Annotated in this window: 17 protein-coding genes; 2 read left to right on the plus strand and 15 right to left on the minus strand. The window is 50.3% G+C overall.

Going from position 1 to position 16062, the window contains the following annotated elements:
- Positions 1-8: 8 nt before the first annotated feature.
- The 4 genes from F384_RS10500 to dacD form a co-directional block, all read right to left on the minus strand.
- On the minus strand, positions 9-344 hold the full coding sequence (locus F384_RS10500) for a DUF496 family protein (protein WP_046481414.1): 336 nt from the start codon (positions 342-344) through the stop codon (positions 9-11).
- Between the two features lie 160 nt (positions 345-504).
- On the minus strand, positions 505-1563 hold the full coding sequence (locus F384_RS10505; protein WP_046481415.1) for an FUSC family protein: 1059 nt from the start codon (positions 1561-1563) through the stop codon (positions 505-507).
- A gap of 125 nt (positions 1564-1688) precedes the next feature.
- On the minus strand, positions 1689-2162 hold the full coding sequence (sbmC, locus tag F384_RS10510; RefSeq protein WP_046481416.1) for a DNA gyrase inhibitor SbmC: 474 nt from the start codon (positions 2160-2162) through the stop codon (positions 1689-1691).
- A 122-nt stretch (positions 2163-2284) separates the two neighbouring features.
- Positions 2285-3457 carry a serine-type D-Ala-D-Ala carboxypeptidase DacD gene (dacD, locus tag F384_RS10515; RefSeq protein WP_046481417.1) on the minus strand — a complete coding sequence of 391 codons (1173 nt, stop codon included), beginning with the start codon at positions 3455-3457 and terminating at the stop codon, positions 2285-2287.
- A 443-nt stretch (positions 3458-3900) separates the two neighbouring features.
- Between dacD and F384_RS10520 the strand changes: the two genes are divergently transcribed.
- Positions 3901-4149 carry a DinI-like family protein gene (locus tag F384_RS10520; protein ID WP_044258215.1) on the plus strand — a complete coding sequence of 83 codons (249 nt, stop codon included), beginning with the start codon at positions 3901-3903 and terminating at the stop codon, positions 4147-4149.
- 788 nt (positions 4150-4937) lie between these two features.
- Here the strand turns inward: F384_RS10520 and F384_RS10530 are convergent.
- From F384_RS10530 to F384_RS10570, 9 genes are read right to left on the minus strand one after another with little or no spacing between them, the layout of a single operon-like run.
- Complete coding sequence (locus F384_RS10530; RefSeq protein WP_046481418.1) at positions 4938-5120, minus strand: hypothetical protein; 183 nt, start codon at positions 5118-5120, stop codon at positions 4938-4940.
- Positions 5121-5148: 28 nt separating this feature from the next.
- On the minus strand, positions 5149-5391 hold the full coding sequence (locus F384_RS10535; protein ID WP_046481419.1) for a hypothetical protein: 243 nt from the start codon (positions 5389-5391) through the stop codon (positions 5149-5151).
- Positions 5384-5683 carry a hypothetical protein gene (locus F384_RS10540; RefSeq protein ID WP_052746917.1) on the minus strand — a complete coding sequence of 100 codons (300 nt, stop codon included), beginning with the start codon at positions 5681-5683 and terminating at the stop codon, positions 5384-5386. Before F384_RS10540 ends, F384_RS10535 begins: the two co-directional genes overlap by 8 nt.
- A complete protein-coding gene (locus F384_RS30350) occupies positions 5680-6627 on the minus strand; it encodes a hypothetical protein (RefSeq protein WP_226991642.1) in 948 nt (315 codons plus the stop codon). The genes F384_RS10540 and F384_RS30350 overlap by 4 nt, the downstream gene beginning before the upstream one ends.
- Positions 6628-6636: 9 nt before the next feature.
- Complete coding sequence (locus tag F384_RS10550; protein WP_046481420.1) at positions 6637-7599, minus strand: DUF6453 family protein; 963 nt, start codon at positions 7597-7599, stop codon at positions 6637-6639.
- A gap of 7 nt (positions 7600-7606) precedes the next feature.
- Positions 7607-10318, minus strand: a complete 2712-nt coding sequence (locus F384_RS10555; RefSeq protein ID WP_046481421.1) for a DUF1983 domain-containing protein — start codon at positions 10316-10318, stop codon at positions 7607-7609.
- Positions 10318-10716: a DUF6950 family protein gene (locus F384_RS10560; protein ID WP_046481422.1), complete on the minus strand. Its 399-nt coding sequence runs from the start codon at positions 10714-10716 to the stop codon at positions 10318-10320. The genes F384_RS10555 and F384_RS10560 overlap by 1 nt, the downstream gene beginning before the upstream one ends.
- Before the next feature lie 6 nt (positions 10717-10722).
- Positions 10723-11307 carry a hypothetical protein gene (locus tag F384_RS10565; RefSeq protein ID WP_046481423.1) on the minus strand — a complete coding sequence of 195 codons (585 nt, stop codon included), beginning with the start codon at positions 11305-11307 and terminating at the stop codon, positions 10723-10725.
- On the minus strand, positions 11307-11900 hold the full coding sequence (locus tag F384_RS10570) for a hypothetical protein (protein WP_046481424.1): 594 nt from the start codon (positions 11898-11900) through the stop codon (positions 11307-11309). The genes F384_RS10565 and F384_RS10570 overlap by 1 nt, the downstream gene beginning before the upstream one ends.
- 166 nt (positions 11901-12066) lie before the next feature.
- Between F384_RS10570 and F384_RS10575 the strand changes: the two genes are divergently transcribed.
- A complete protein-coding gene (locus F384_RS10575; RefSeq protein ID WP_046481425.1) occupies positions 12067-12282 on the plus strand; it encodes a hypothetical protein in 216 nt (71 codons plus the stop codon).
- Here the strand turns inward: F384_RS10575 and F384_RS10580 are convergent.
- Together F384_RS10580 and F384_RS10585 are read right to left on the minus strand one after the other, a co-directional pair.
- The gene (locus F384_RS10580; protein ID WP_046481426.1) at positions 12274-12639 is read right to left on the minus strand and encodes a hypothetical protein; all 366 of its coding nucleotides are present in this window, start codon (positions 12637-12639) and stop codon (positions 12274-12276) included. The genes F384_RS10575 and F384_RS10580 overlap by 9 nt on opposite strands.
- A gap of 45 nt (positions 12640-12684) precedes the next feature.
- On the minus strand, positions 12685-16014 hold the full coding sequence (locus tag F384_RS10585) for a phage tail tape measure protein (protein ID WP_046481427.1): 3330 nt from the start codon (positions 16012-16014) through the stop codon (positions 12685-12687).
- Positions 16015-16062 lie beyond the last annotated feature (48 nt).

The following is a 16062-nucleotide window of genomic DNA, read 5'->3' on the forward strand; positions in this document are numbered from 1 at the left end:
CACTAACGTTACTCCGCTTTCGCGTCGCCGTTTTTCATTTCGCCCATCGCTTTCAGCTTTTTGGAGATGTCGCGGCGCTCTTTGGAGATCTCTGCATTTTTGATGATGTAGTCATCAACGCGATCTTCATAGTCACTTTTCATGCTGGCGATGATGCCCTGAATAGCGTCAACGCTCATACCCGGCTTGATGTAATCGCTCAGGTTGTCCAGCAGCAGAACACGTTTCTGGTTGTCACGGATCTTTTTCTCAACGTCCTGGATTTCACGCTGCAGTTTGTTTTTACGACGGAACAGACGGACAAATTCCAGCACGTCCTGGAAAGATGGCTTGGTAGTTTCCATTTTTACACCCCTGATAATGTGAGAGTCGGATTCGTTTAAACGATAGGGCTAACATTACTTTTCACAGCCACAAATGACAATGGCTTCATTCTGGTTTCCATCATACCCTTATTCCTTGCTGAATCGAAGCAGCAGCGGCAGCATTCCCCTTACCTGCTTTTTATTTGCGCAGTGCGCGGCAGATAAGATGCGACAGCAGCTCCAGTTGACGGGCGGTTTCCAGACTTAGCCAGACATAGCCATGAATCGGCGTTTCGGCCACATTGTGTTCATCGTGCTGACGTATCAGCGTACGCAGTTCGTTAACGGTCTCATTCAGTTTTTCGCTGTTGGCGAGAATCGGTTGCGGATTGCCCTCAAACAACGCATGAGCCATCGTCAGTAGCGCCTGCTGGGTCATTTGCTGCGTTTCCCGCAGCGTATGGGCGTTGAGCATGACGAAATGGCTTTCACGGGTCGCCCACAGGGCATTGATCTGTAATTCGAGCATGCAGACCAGATTACGGTTAACGGTCTGAATGGCTTCAAAAATGGATTTCTGGATGCGCGTTTCTTTGCTCGCCGGCGTAATCAGAGCGCGCATTTTTACCACGTCACCCAGTAGCTGTTGCAGATGTTTGTCCAGCCGGGGACGTTCTAACAAATTGGGCGACAGCGCCGCCTGATACACCCGGTTATAGGCCGTCACGCAGTGCGCCAGTTGGATACGCCAGTGGATGAAGGCGCGCTGCGGCCAGATTCCGGTGAACAGCATGGCGAGGAGCGACCCGAGAATGACATCGCCGCCGCGCCAGAGCGCGGTCTCCATATCGCCTGCCGGGGCGCCCACCACCACGGCGAGCGTGATGCCAATTAAAAGCGCCTGATACGGTTTTTTCCCTAACGCGAGCCATCCGCACAGGAACATGGCCGCCGCACACCAGAGCAGCATCAGCGGCAATGAGAAAAGCTCAAGACGCAGCGCCACCAGACCCAGCACTGACCCGAGGATCGTACCGCCAATCCGTTCATACGCGCGGGGAACCACGTTTCCCCAGAACGAGATTGGCCCCATGATCACCACCAGCGTAATCAAAGGCCATGTCCCTTCCGGAATGTTAAACAGGCGCACAAGCAGAAAGGTCAGGATGAAGGCCAGCGCAATGCGAATACCATGCACGATGCGGTAATGGCGATACAGGCGGATTTCAAATGGACTCAGTGACTTGTCGGCACGCACTCATGCACTCCGTCAGGAAAAGACAAAAACAGATTGTACCTGTTTTTACGCGCAGAAGATCGCCGCGGCGGACAGGACGTCTCGCTAAGCGTAGTCGCTCAGCGCCGGTCCGCCTGGTTTTATGCTTACTTCGTGGTAGGTTGCACCGAGATATACATCTCGATATCCCAGTAACCGTCTTCACAACCGTTATTCAGATAGACTTCAAAGCAGGGTTTGCACGTCATTTCATACGTTTCATCCTGCATCAGGCTATTAAATAACTGATGCCATGGTGTCGCAAAGTCACCATTGTCAACGCGCGCAACCGCCGTCGCATATTGGCCGCCTTCGATTTCGCTGAGCGTCACGCCCTCGCTGTTTTCCGGTATGACAAAATCAGCGGGCACCGAAACGACCGTACTACAGCGCAGTTTCTCGGCTGGCACTTCATCCGGATTGTCGAAGTAAACGGCGATCCACTCCTGCGTCACAATCTGCTTGCCATCCACCCACATCATCAACTGGTCAAAGCCTTGCTTCACCGTTTGTTCCCACGGTCCCACCAGGTGGAAACCTGCAACGGTGCGCTTGTCAGCGTGTCTGATCTCGTAGTTCATGTTGCCTCCATTGTTACACTGTATTTATATACAGTGTAACTAAGCCTGAATAACCGTCACAAGAAATTTGTGACTATTATGTGAGCAGAGCCGAACTCCTGCCAGTCTCTTGTCAGTGCAAATCAGACTTTATGATGAAAGTAATCGCTCAGGCGAGATAAGACGCCTCCCTTACCTACCGCTTCCAGCGTCACCAGAGGCCAGTGAGCAACCAGTTTGTCACGGTCGTAGAGCTCAATTTCGCCGACCCGTTGATGCGCGGCGAGCGGTGCTTGCAGTTCCTTCTTATTCAGGATGTACTTCGCTTTGATGTTCGGGATTTCCGCCTTCGGCAGCGCCATCCAGAAATCGTGCTCGGTGCCTAACGCAATGTTCTCTTTATCGCCGTACCAGATGCGCTCCGTTCCAACCTGCTTACCGCTGCGCAGGATCTGCACCGTGTCGAAATGTTGTTGGCCCCAAAGCAGCAGTTTGCGCGCCTGCTCCTCACGCCCTTTCGGGCTATTTGCCCCCATCACGACGGCAATCAGTCGGCGCTGGCCATCCACCGCAGAGGCAATCAGGTTGAAGCCCGCGCCCGAGGTGTGCCCGGTTTTCAGCCCATCAACATTCATGGTTTTATCCCACAGCAGCCCGTTACGGTTCTGTTGGGTAATACCGTTCCAGGTGAGGCTTTTCTCACTGTACATATGATAAAACTCAGGCTCGCCATGAATGATGGCCCGGGACAACACCGCCAGATCGTAAGCCGAGCTGTGCTGACCGGGGGCATCCAGTCCGTGAACCGTCTCAAAATGGGTATCCTGTAAATTGAGCTTCTTAACGTAATTATTCATCATGGCGACAAACTGCGGCTGTCCACCGGCGATATAGTCAGCCAGCGCGACGCAGGCGTCGTTACCGGAATCGACAATCAACCCACGGCTTAAATCGCGCACGGATACCCGGTCACCTTCTTTGAGGAACATGAGCGAGGAGCCGACGAAAACCGGATTGTCTTTTGCCCACGCATCGCGCCCCACTGTGACCATGTCATCCGGCGTAATCCGCTGGCTGTCAATGGCGCGATCGACCACATAACCGGTCATCAGTTTGGTCAGGCTGGCAGGATTGCGCTGCTGATGTTCATTACCCGCAGTGAGAATTTGACCCGTGGTGTAATCCATAAGCACCCACGAACCGGCCTCAATGTCAGGCGGAGGGGGAGCAAAACTGGCCGAACTCGCGGCAAAAGCAGAAGAGAGATTCATCACAAGTAAAGAAGCGGCAATAAACAGACGGGGTTTCAACAGCATGTCCTCAGGTGTTTCAAAAGAGCCGTCCTTTTTACGGAAAACTGACAAAACAAACAGGGATTAATTGCAAGGAAATGTGACTTGTCGCAGAGTTTTCTCTCTTTAGTTGTTCTGAGCGCGTTTCCATTCACGAGTTTCTTTATTGCTTCGCGGCGAGTGCGGGCTGATTACCGCGCCGAACTTTGGTACTCTGTGCAGTCCAGGCAGCGCGCAACCAGAAGTCACGGAATCCACTTATTTATGAATGACGGCAAGCAGCAACCCACCTTTCTCTTCCACGATTAACATACTAAAGATCTAATTCACTGATTTTATTAAAAATAAAAATGAAAAAATAAAAATTATGTACTTGTTTTTGTACTTAAATAAGTGATCTGCACATTTGACTGATAGTCTATTTAAGGCATAATACTGTATATTCAACCAGCAAAAGGAAGGCAGTTATGCGTATCGAAATCAGTATTGCAAAAGAGAAAATCAGCAAAATGCCGAAGGGATCTGTAGAAGCATTAAAGCAGGAAATGACACGCCGGGTCAGTAAACGTTATGACGACGTAGAGGTCATCGTTAAATCAGCCAGCAACGACGGATTATCAGTACTCCGAACCAGCGATAAAGAAGATGCTAAAGCATTTGTACAGGAAACATTGCAGGATGCCTGGGAAAATGCGGATGACTGGTTTGTTCGTTAATCGTCATGTAGACTCTGCGCCGGCTGGCAATCATTCAATACCCGCACTATCGAACGATCGCCAGCCGCCGTCCGTTCCTGCATACGACGAACAACGGCAACTTTTTTCAGGCGCATTTACTGGTGACATTCTTTGTCGTAACCCCCGAAGAGGCGAGCTTAAGCGCCCGGTTAAATGCAACAACTGTCACGGGTTTTTCCTCTGCTTTAACTCGATTAGAATGACTCTGGAAAACATAAACATCATCAGGATAAATTTCCCTTCTGCGTAAAATTATGTTTCGAACCGGCGAAGGAGCTATTATATTTATTTCCTTCAATCTTCCTCTTTGCTCAAAGGTCAAATTACTACCAACCAAGTTAGTATAGCGAAGCATTCTTACCCTTCCGATACCAACTGGTAAATAGTGAAGGCACACCCACAAATCGGCCCATGTATCACTGATATCCAGTAATCTATGGTTGATTGATGCAATCTCATAAAACGTAAGCAAATCCCTCTCCCCTCATTTTACGCAAGAAAATCCTTCTATATTGTTTACTACAGACTGATAGACGATATCCACTAGTTACCTAAATTGAGCTAAATTTTTATAATGATTACCAGCCTTCGGATACGCAAACATTACAGGTTTTAGTATGCCGAAATGGACTATCATGCCCGGTTCGACACAGTTTAATACAGGCGGAAACTATCAATATTTAACACTGAGTATCTTGCTGATTTTTAAACTCAGAGCTCACTGACTGGAAGCTGAACAAAAAAAGGAGCCTAATGGCCCCCTTCTTTTACTCGCCTTTCAGCGTCTTTAATTCGGCCTGCAACTCTTCCACCTGCCGCGCCAGAACCTTAACGGCGGAAATGGCATCCAGCAATAACGGGTTGCTGTCCAGCACCAGGTTTACTTCGTCACCGTTGTGCACTTCCTTGACGTAGCACGGATCAATGTTGCGGATCTGCTGGGCAATCACCCCGCGCCGTACACGTCGCCTCGATGGTTCAGGAACCTGACTGTTTATCTGGAATGGGATAGCGGGATTTGATTTCTTTCACTTTCGCTATCCATACACTGTAATCTGGCGGTTTTCCCGCAATAGTTGCGTCATAATCTGCCTCAGTTTTTAGATGATCTGACTCGGCGCGGTACGCGCCCAGTCTCTGGCTGGCCACAGCATCATATTGCTGCTGCCAGGCTTCCTCAGCAACCTCATCTGCTTTTTTGAGCTTCGTCCAGTCAATCATTAACGGCGACCTCACCAAAGTTATATACGCGTCCAGTTTCCATCTTCAGATCATACTGTTGTTCGCCATCGCCGCAGGGATATACCATCGCTGCATGTATGTCGCCATTCTCATCGCAGGTAATTCTGCCGACAAAAAAATCACAACCAACAGCGGTAAACGGCAATTCGTCGCCGGGTGACATGGGGCTGAAATCAAACGCTTCTCCGTTAATTACAAGCACCGGACCATTACACGACAGAGAAAGCATGTCATCACGGCGTTGAGGGATAAGGGTAATGTTAAAATTCATTTCCATTTTCCTACTGCGAGTAACGTTAATGGGCTCAAAGAAGCAAAGCTGGCAGGGGAATAAACTCGCGCAGTGAATGATGTGGTACTCAGATCCTGAATGGATGAGCCTGTCATAACTGCGGATGTACCAGACCCGCCAGCAGAACCCCATGCAGTCGCTGCGACAGATACAGCGATATTTGTATTAATAAACGCAGCAGGAAAAACCCATGGATAGGCCATCCAAAAAAATGATATAGAACCTTCGGTTCTGGCTGATGAGGCAACATCAATACTTCCGCGGTTAAACTGACAGATTAATGTGCCGTCGGCAAATTTGATGTATTGACCCTGTGAGCCTGTACCCTGTTCAATAATTGCAGTGTTGCTCGCCACGTTGCCGATCACATCATAAACAGCGGCGGACTTTAATTCGAGCTTTGAGCGAGCGCCGGCGGCAGTAGTTGATCCAGTACCGCCCTGGTCAACGCCAAGTGCCGTTGTCAGTCCGGTAATACTGGTGATGTCACTGTTTGCGCCTTTGCTTGCCTTATCGGCAACACTGTTGATAAGTTTCTTTGCTGATGGACCCGTGGTCTGACTGGTGTCTGGAAGCGTAATGGTTACATCACCATTAGCAGTGAAAAACTGCTGCCAGTTCTGCTTGTCATAGTTGAGTCCACGCAGCGCTTCAGTGCTCTGCGCTACCAGCGCTGCTGTGACCATGTTAAGGGTGACGCGGGGAACCGCATTCCAGGCTGCGCCGGAAAGAGTAGGACCCGTATAATTACTGACGAGAGATACAGACGTGTTGCTGTTAACTGCTCTTACTGCCAGTGTGTAAGGCACCCCGCCAACGGTGATCATGATGAAATCACCAGCACTCAGGTCTGTTGTGAACGTAGTACCACTGCCTGTGACAGCGGAATTATTATTGGTCAGGGTTAATGTTCCTGCTGACATATTATTTCCTCAATACATGGGGGGAAGGACAAGGATCGGCATTGCGATGTTCTGGTTAAAATTATTGTTAAACCCCTGGTTGTAATAATTACCAACAACCCGACTAAGCCCGGCGCGGATATTACTCCCTGACCGAATCATTCCCTTAAAGCGGACATTATCGTAGTCACCAATCTTGCGACTATTTGACCCGACAAAACATAATTGCGTAAAACTGGTTCCTACGGACTGGTTACTGTCTGACACGGTAAGAAGGCGTTCGTAAACAAACGGGCGCTTGAGTGTGGAAAATGTCACCTGCCCCGCTGAGTTGGTCATGGTGATACCGTCCCCCCCAACCGGAGCGGTATTATTGAATATTACCAGGTCTAATGTAACGCTCCCTGTGACGTCATCAGACCCGGTGTAATTAGTATCCCGCACGATAATATTGGTGCCGTCAAATCCTACTGATACACCGCCGTTATCCCAGCGGGCGAAGGGTATTCCGCTAACAGGAAGGGCACGAGACCCATTCACAACCCACTGCCCAACCCAGGCGCATGTCATTAATTTAGCGTTATTCGATATAGCGGTGAAATCGGTAGCGTCAGCCACCAGCAGGCCGGTGTTATAAGTTCCAGCGGGCAATATCTCAAGAACAGTGCCGCGCCAGTCATAAGGGGTAAGATTGTAGCCGAACTGCGTCCCGCCGTTGATGGTAACGCCGGTATTGCCATTACGCACAACGGACGCCATCGACACCGGCACGTTTACTTCGACCTGGTTGTCGATGATGTATTGCATCTCGGCGGGCACCGTAGGGACGACGATAACCTGTGATCCCGCCGTTAGCGGGGTGCTTATTGTCATTTGATTACCGGCCGTACCGCGCCCGGCAAAGTTCGTGCAAAAAGACGGGGCACGAAGCCCCGCTGTAATCGCCATCACCGGGCGACCATCGTTATAATCAATCAGAATACCTTCTGGCATAATTCACCTACCATTTACCGACAACAACTCGCCCACCGCCAGACAGATTGACAGTAATTCCATTGCCGTTAATAACGACCGTATTATTCACACCGTTAAATGCAAACTGGCCGCTGGTCGCATACAGTTTTCCATGGAATTCACAGTCGCCACTCTTATCAATATTCCAGCCACGTGTTCCGGCGAGAAAATTATTAGATCGGATATAGCTGGCAATTTTGGCGTTGGTAATACTGGCATCCTGAATAAGCGCATCGCGGATAAATACCTGCCCGTTATAGACAAAGAAAGCGGCGGTGTAATTTCCAGGATCACTACCAGAATAAATGCCGAACTGATCAGCAGCAAAAACCACTGTGGATTTATATGTGCTGCCCGATGGCTCAATGGACATGCCAAACCCGGTGTTATATTTCACACCGTTTCTGACAATCCCAAGGTTCAGTGTGTACGACGCTTTCGCAGTGCCATCGTTTTTCACTTCGGCTGTTAATTTCTGATTTACAGCCGCCATCAGTTCACCATCAGGCCCGATCTGCGCCTGTACATAATCAGCGAGTTCAGCGAATGCGCCATCAAGATTTGCAACCGTGGTGGTCACCGTCATGACTTCGGCTTTCACTTCACCATACTGCTCAAACTGCCGCTGGACCGTGCCGTGATTGGCGAGGGCATTTTCCATTATGCCTTCAAGGTTTGTATCAACCCCGCCTTTAACGTTCTGGAATGCTTCAGAATTCTGAACAGAATCATCAATGAGGTCGATCAGGCTTCCTGTATCCATTGAGCACAGAGCAGGAACTTCGATAAATGCAGAAGCGCCGAATGCGTTAATGGTCCTGATATACCAGTAATAGGTATGCCCGACCTGCAACTGATTGCTGGTCCATGTGGTCCCCATCCCCTCTCTGCTGGCGTTGCCCTCAACGATCTCAGTTGAGGTTCCCGGAAGCTTCGTCTCACCTGATGTCCAGAAGTCGAACTGGGTGGAAACGTTAGTGATCGCAGCAAGACGGGGGATCATTGTCACTGCAAAGAACCCCTGCTCAATATCAACATGCGAGGGCGGCGGCGGCGCTTCAACACTGAACTCAAGATAAGCTTCAGGCGATTCAGCCCCCATCTGATTCACCGCTGAAACATGCGCCGTGTAGGTATTCCTTGGCAACCCAGTCAGACGAGTGAAAGACCCCGGCACCTGAGCAGAAAGCACCATCTGGCCATTTCGACGAATGACGACTTTGTTATAGACAACCTGCCCGATATTTTCCCAGGACAGTATCCCCTGGACCACCTGGCCGATTTCTTCAACGGTGTACTTCATGTTCTGCGGCTGGGCAACACCACCGGACGGTAACTGAGTGAATGGAGGACGCTCAATAGGCTTACCGACAGCATCACCCCATACATCAGCCGTTTCCTGTTTCAGTGTCAGTTGCACGCCGTTCTGCACACCAAATTTCCAGTCCGTCACCCGCATCTCAACGTTCACGATGCCAATAGACGGGAAATTGACCTTCACATACATTCCGGGACGATATCGGTAGCCGCTGAGATTCAGCGTAACGTTCATCGTTCTGGCAATACGGGTACGCTTTAACTTCACATCAGCCAGGCGCTGCGCCTGAAACTCACTCGTCACAAATCGCAGTTTCATATCCTGCGAGATTTCGACGCCGTCCTCCGCCACCCACTCGCTTACCGATACGGATGGGAAATCAGCTTCAGTAAATCCCTGTTGCGGATCGACGAATGTTCCCTTGATAGTGTTAACACGCTCCGACTGGGAGACTTCCGGCATGATTTCTATATCACCGGCCAGCTGGCTTTCGGTGATCACTTCCGTTGCCGGGCCATAATACGCGCCAACCAGCAAACCATGCTTGCCGGCAATATAGGTCACGTCACCCGCACAGGCCGCAAGCATCCCCTCCAGAATGCTCACCTTGTTTTCGCTGAGGTCAAACTCGCCATTGATCGTGTAGCGTCTTTCGACAGTATTACCGCCGGTGATCACATCCTCATCGCAGATGTTGGCGGCTTCCTGAAACTGATCCCAGTTGATGTCTGAATCAGGAACCTTCAGGTAGTTGCGGTAATAGTCCAGGATAACCAGCGCCGCATTGTTACTGTATCCGGTCAGGCCTGTTCTCGGGTCGTATACGACGCGCCCAAACTTCTCTACTTTGATATTGGGAATACCGGAAGGGAATTTCTCTGCGCTGAATTTCAGGGAGACACGAAGCCATGTGATCCCCTTGCCGATCATGTCATTTTTCCATGACGGGCAGTTCGCCAGCATGAACGGATCTGCAGTCTGCCGGTTCGTGTGTAACTGGAATGAAGCATGCTCGGGATAACTGCTGATGGGTTCATCGCCGAGCCAGACCGTTCCGATGCTGGATAATGAATGCCCTGCGAGAGCAACGGCCAGGTGCAACATTTCACCATCATCCTGCTGGCCGGGCTGTTCTTCTGAAAAGAACAACGTACCGGCGGCAGTGGTACGTCCATAAACAACAGTTTTCGCGCTGGCAGCGGCACGAAGAACCTGTTTACGTTCTGATGTGTCACGGTATGAATCGATGGATGGTTTTTTGGTGAGAGCCTGAGTTGCGATCTGGGCAGCGACGGTGATCGCCATTGCGATCCCGTAATACTGATATGAAGCAGCAGCACCTGCTGCAACGGTCGCAATGACAGGAATAGCAGCAGGCATTAACGAATCCTCCAGACACTCAGCGGTTTAACCCGTAAGCTCACCAGACCATTTTCACCCGGCACCCAGACCGAGCCGGAATACACCACGCCAGCGCACTTCGCCCCGCCGTTCTCGACAATGGCAATGTCCCCACGCTGAGCCAGTTTCACCGGAACCTCGTCAAGGTATTTGCCGATCACTTTTTCCAGCGTCCCGCCACCTGTAAGAATCGCTTTCTTTGCGCCGGTTTCACTGTCATAAGTTCCACGCCAGTCTGCCGCATAGTCATCGCCACACATGGCCTGAGCGCAGTCTGCCGCAAACAGGCAACAGTCATGTTTGCCCCATGAAAAAGGCCGCTCAATAGCGGCCTTCATCACTGCATTTAGTCTGTTTTGCCAGTCAGGGTGCTTCATGCTTCCTCACTTATAAGTAAACCCAGGCGCATCCTTTTTGTTGCCCCAGAAAATGGAACGCTCAGCCATCTGCGCCACATAGCGAAATATGCGGTCACCAGAATAAGAGGCCTGTTGTGATTCATCGGTATAGCGATCCGGGAACGGGCGCTGCCAGTCTTCAAAAATATTACTGATGGTGTACTGAAGAGCGTTGGTCTCTCCGGCAGTGCCCCCGGTACCCGATACTTTCCCTTTAAACAGAAGATCGGCAACCTGCACCGCGCCATTGTCATTCATCGCAACCAGGTAGATTTCAGCATTGCGACCAACACAACGTTCATTCAGTGTTTTGGCGAACAGTGACAGGTCAAGCCCGGAAAGCGTCATCTTCACTTGCGTCGGGCTGGTCGTGTTCGTCTCAGTGGCATCATCAATCGAGCCCATGCGTCCCATGCCGTAATAGACGTAGCCACCCAGTACGATCGTCCCGGTACCGGAATGCACATAGACGGTGCCGGATTCAAACTGAATATTGGCGGCGATCGCTACCGTCACCCTGTCGCGGGATAACCAGTCCACCATCGAATCAGAAAAGGGGGAATACAGCATTAAAATGCCTCCTCAAGCTCCAGGGTATAACTGGTAAAAACACCCGGCACACGGTTACCGGCGCCCTGCTGGTTATCCTTCAGTTTGAAAATACCGTAGGGTTTCGCAACTTCAATGGCAGCATTAGCAGGTGGCGAGCTGCGCATCATCGGGGCAAATACAATTATTGCGGTACCGTTCGCCGCGCTCGTCACGTCGGCTGTAACCATCTTCAGTTCATCGTTAACAGTGAAATAATCGCCCTGTCTGAGCACAACTGTTCCCGGCGTCCAGCCCTTACTCTGAAGCTGGATTCCTGTCTGATTAGCGCCATCAACAACGGGCGCACCAGCAGGTGCTCTGCCACTTCTCCCCCAGTCACGGACTTTTACCCTTCCATATTCGCCATCAAGGGAAGCCACCAGGGCATCAATACGCCTGGATTTTTCGTCAGTAAGGTTATTAAAAGTCAGGGAACATACCCAGCGAGTACCGGGGAAGCGTGCGGTTTGTGATGATCCATTGAAGGGGGAACGAAAGGTTTTGGTGTTGCTTTCAGGTCGCCACGTTAAAGACGCCGGACAGATATCATCCGGCCATTCAAGTGCAGCCATAAATCTCTCTCCTGGAGGAATACGCACGAGGCGGATACTGATCGTTTATCAGGATGTTAATGGTTTACATACCTGGCTATGGTTGATGCTCAGCCCGTCAGTGGTGGGACACTGACGCACTCAGATTAAGGAGGGATAGCTGATTACCTCTGGATAAGGAAATAAAATGAAGTTTTACCTGTCTAAAGTGCAACTGCTACACATTGGAATGCCAGGTGATTACGAACCAGAAGCCGGGGCTCCAAATGTCAGATTTACCGTTTATGGTGAGCACGGAGAAAGCATCACCAATCATATATACATTAAGGATGCGAAGAGTCGCACTCTCGTGGATCTTGAAAAAGAAGTTAATCAGTACCTCAATGGATTATATTCAGCCTAAGCCAAGTAATCGGCGTAGTGGTCCACGAAAAATAAAGTCTTGATGTATTTGTTTCATAGCCGCCTCCGCACCAGCAGTAGCGGCTTTCTCCATTGCCTGGCGTAATTTATCTGATTCGCTTACAGGGGCACTAAAACAGTTAATAACAATAAACCCTCCCCCTTTAAGATGAACAGTAATACCGCCATCTGCTAATGTAACTTTGTCGCCCTGCTCCTGAAGTCCCTTATCATTAACTTTCAGTTGCTGTCGAACAGAAGCACTGAGTTCATCAATCGCGCAGTTAATCTCATTGTTGGCCTGACGCATACGCAAAAGCGACTTTTCCAGCGCTTCAACACGTTTCTCTAAAGCCATAACTATCTCCCGCCTTTCGGCAATTTAAATAGAAAATGTTGGACATCACACGCCTAACAAACGACGAGCTTGGCCACGATTGGAAAAGTCCTGAAGCAAATCCTGACGCGCCTGCTTAGCGCCATCATTCGCCCCCTGACGGGCGGCTTCCTGCATAGCCTGTTTCAGTGCCGCATCTCCGTTACCGGAGATGGAAAAGTGCTGGGTAATATTTATATCCCCATTCCCACCAGATGCGGGCTGTGCCCCAACCATACGGACCCCCAGAGAACCATCGGCAGAACGCGTCAGCGGCATAATCGCTTCTGGCCCAGCTTCTCCCATCAGCCCCGCGCCCTTTGCGAAAGCAAAATAAGTTGGTGTCCTCACAATGCTGTTGCTGTAAGCACTGAGACTTTCAGAAGCATAGGCACCTCCTTTGGCATTCAACTTAATACCAGACGCAGCAGAGTTATAAGCGCCTGAGGGTGTACTTCCACCAGCCCCAGACGCACCAAACATTCCGCCAATAGAACTGAAAAAACCGCTATTACTGGCCGACCGCAGGGAATCCACCAGCATCGCGTTCAGAATGATTTTCTGCATAGACTGAAGCACCGAATTGGCCCAGTCTTCCCAGTCGACTTTATTACCGGCCAGAGCATCAGAAATATTACCGACCAGCCCAGACATGGAGTTATTAACCAGATCAGCAGACTGCGAAGCGTAATCCGAAGCAGTATCAGCCCAGTTAGCGAATCCTTCACGCATGCCAGCGGTCCAGTTGCTGCGCTGGGCATCAGAGGCAGTGTAATAAGCTTCCTGATCGCGAAGACGTTCATCGAGATAGCGCTTATTCAGCGCCAGTTCCTGACGGTAGAGGTCCTCGGAAATATCTCCAGATTGATATTGCCGCTGTAGATCAACGTTCTTCTGCTGAAATTCCTCTCGTATGCGCAGCATTTCCTGCATTCGCTCGCGGATACGGCTTCCCTGCCCATACCCTGTCAGCTCTGCCTGATTAGAAGATCGCGCACTGGCGTTGGCATCAGCGAGGTTTGCTTCATATGCTGCCAGTTGTTCACGAATCTTCTGCTGGTCGATAAGTGCTGCATTTTGCAAAAGAGTTTGTTTCTGCGTTTCGGTCAGCGTAGCAAGCTCCCCCTGGCTTACCTGATATTTCAGTTTAGCCAGTTCGGTATTTTGCCCAGCCAGAGCGATTTGCTCTTTCTGCTGTTTAATCAGCTTGTCGTAAGTATCCGCCGTTTTTTCAGTTTCTGTTTTCCCACCTTTAGCTTTCGGCTTATTAGCCTGATTATTTCTCCATTCCGCCAGGCCGTTGTTTATCAACTCCTGTCTGTTTGTCTGATACTGAGGATCATTTGTAAGCCCGAGATCGTCAGCGGCGTATCCGAGTCGCGCCCGCTCTTTCGCCTCTCCCTGTAACCGTGACAGCTCCAGTTCGCGGCGACTCTTCGCCAGTGCATCAGTCTGCTTGCTGGTCAGATCGGCCTGAGGTATACGTAGAGGAATGTTGGCAAGTCCCTGTCTCGCACGAAGAAGATCATTACCAAGCCCCAGTAGCCTGTTGAATTCAGTATGCTGGCCATTCATGTTTACCAGAGACTGATACTCAGCATTTTGACGCCAGGCTCGCTCTTTAATCAGGTCATTACGCCGCCTTTCGTTTTCCTCAAGAGCTTGCGATACCGATCGAGATTTTTCTCTAAGTTGAGCAAGTTTTTCTTCCTCAACAGAAATTTGATCAGTCAGTATTGAAATTGACTTAAGAATATTGAGGTCGTTTTCTTGAGTTATTCCCGGCTTATTTCTCGCTTCATTGAGTTCATTAATCCGGCGGTTCAGGCTGGTTACACTTTTTTCCTGTTCTGTAATCAACCTTTTTTGTTCTTCCAGTGCGGCGACAGTCTGACTACGGTTGCTGTCCAACTCAGGAAGAGACATTTTCGATGTCTTCTCTTTGATCTCGTCAATCTGGTTTGCATATTCGCGGGCAGATTGTCGGGCCTGTTCCTGATTCTGGTACATGGTGTACCAGGCACCAGCGCCCAGCATCAGTAATCCAGGTAGACCACCAACCAGTGAAAGCAGCCCTGTTGCTCCACTTTTGACAAGTCCCATCACAGAGGTCGCAGAGTTAAGAGCCTGCTGTGATGCAGTAACAGCACGGTTAGACTGAACCAGCGCGGCATTTGCCGTGATCATCGCCCGTCTTTTCGCAATAGCGTTCTGCGTTGCTGTTGCCTCTGCATTGGTGTTACGTGCAAGTTCAAGCTCTGTCTGGGCCAGTTGGTAAGATCGTTCTGCTGCAATTGCATCTGCTGCGGCTTTTCGCTGAGACTGTGTTGCTGAACTGGCGCGGGCGGCAGCCAGCGCAATCTCATTTTTACGTACATCGATCAGTTGTGCTGTTTGCCCACTGAGATCACCGAACATACCACCAAGATACCTTGCCCCGCCAATAGCGGCCAGAGCACCAGCGGCAGCAGCTACGGTGTTAATATTATCTGAAATGGTATTGAGAACACCGGTCAGTGCGCTTGTCGCACCGGTCGCTTCATTCGCACCGCCAACCCATGCCATGAAGGCATTTTCAATTTTTGTTGATGCTGCCGCCACTGTCTGCGGCATAGCACTGTATTCTTCGCGAAGTGATCCAAGCTGGCTGATTAGAGCAGGCACCACCTTATCAGCGGTTAATTGCCCCTGATCAGCCATCGCTTTAAGGTCTTTCCTGGCTACTCCCATCCCGGAGGCAAGGGCACGTATTACACGATCGCCATTTTCATTGACAGAGTTAAACTCTTCTCCACGGAGGACGCCTTGCGCCAGCGCCTGGCTGAACTGGGTGATTACTGAACTGGCTTCAGATGTGCTGGCACCAGATAGCTTAAGTCCTGTTGAAATAGCTTCGGTTACTTTCAGAACCGCTTCTGAACTGTAACCATATTCACGCATAGAAGCCGCCGAACGAGCAAACAGGCTGGCGTTATCTGAAAATGCAGTGCCGGTTCGCTGGCTGATATCCATCAGTGCACGCTGTGATTCTTTAAAATCATCAGTCGATTGCGATGCTTGCTTTAACCTGGCATTAACTGAACTCCATTCATCCGCCAGAGAAATCAGGTGGCCAGTGGCATATGCGCCTGCAAAAGCACCAGCCAGACCCATTGCAGAGGCTTTTGCTGTATTAAGTTGACTGGTTACCTCGGCAAGCGCCTTCTGTGTCTCTCTCGATGCTGCCGCAGCCTGGCGACCGCCATTCTGCATAGTGCGGTAATAATCCTGCCCCGTACGAGATGCCCGCGCGATCTCCGTCTGGAAAGACTGAGAGTTAGCCGAAATTTTAATAATAAGTTCGCGGAGAGTCGCCATATTTCACCCAATAAAAAACCCGCCTTTTTAGGCGGGTGTCTTTAATTC

This window comes from Citrobacter amalonaticus Y19 (genome assembly GCF_000981805.1).
In the GTDB taxonomy this organism is placed as follows: Bacteria; Pseudomonadota; Gammaproteobacteria; order Enterobacterales; family Enterobacteriaceae; genus Citrobacter_A; species Citrobacter_A amalonaticus_C.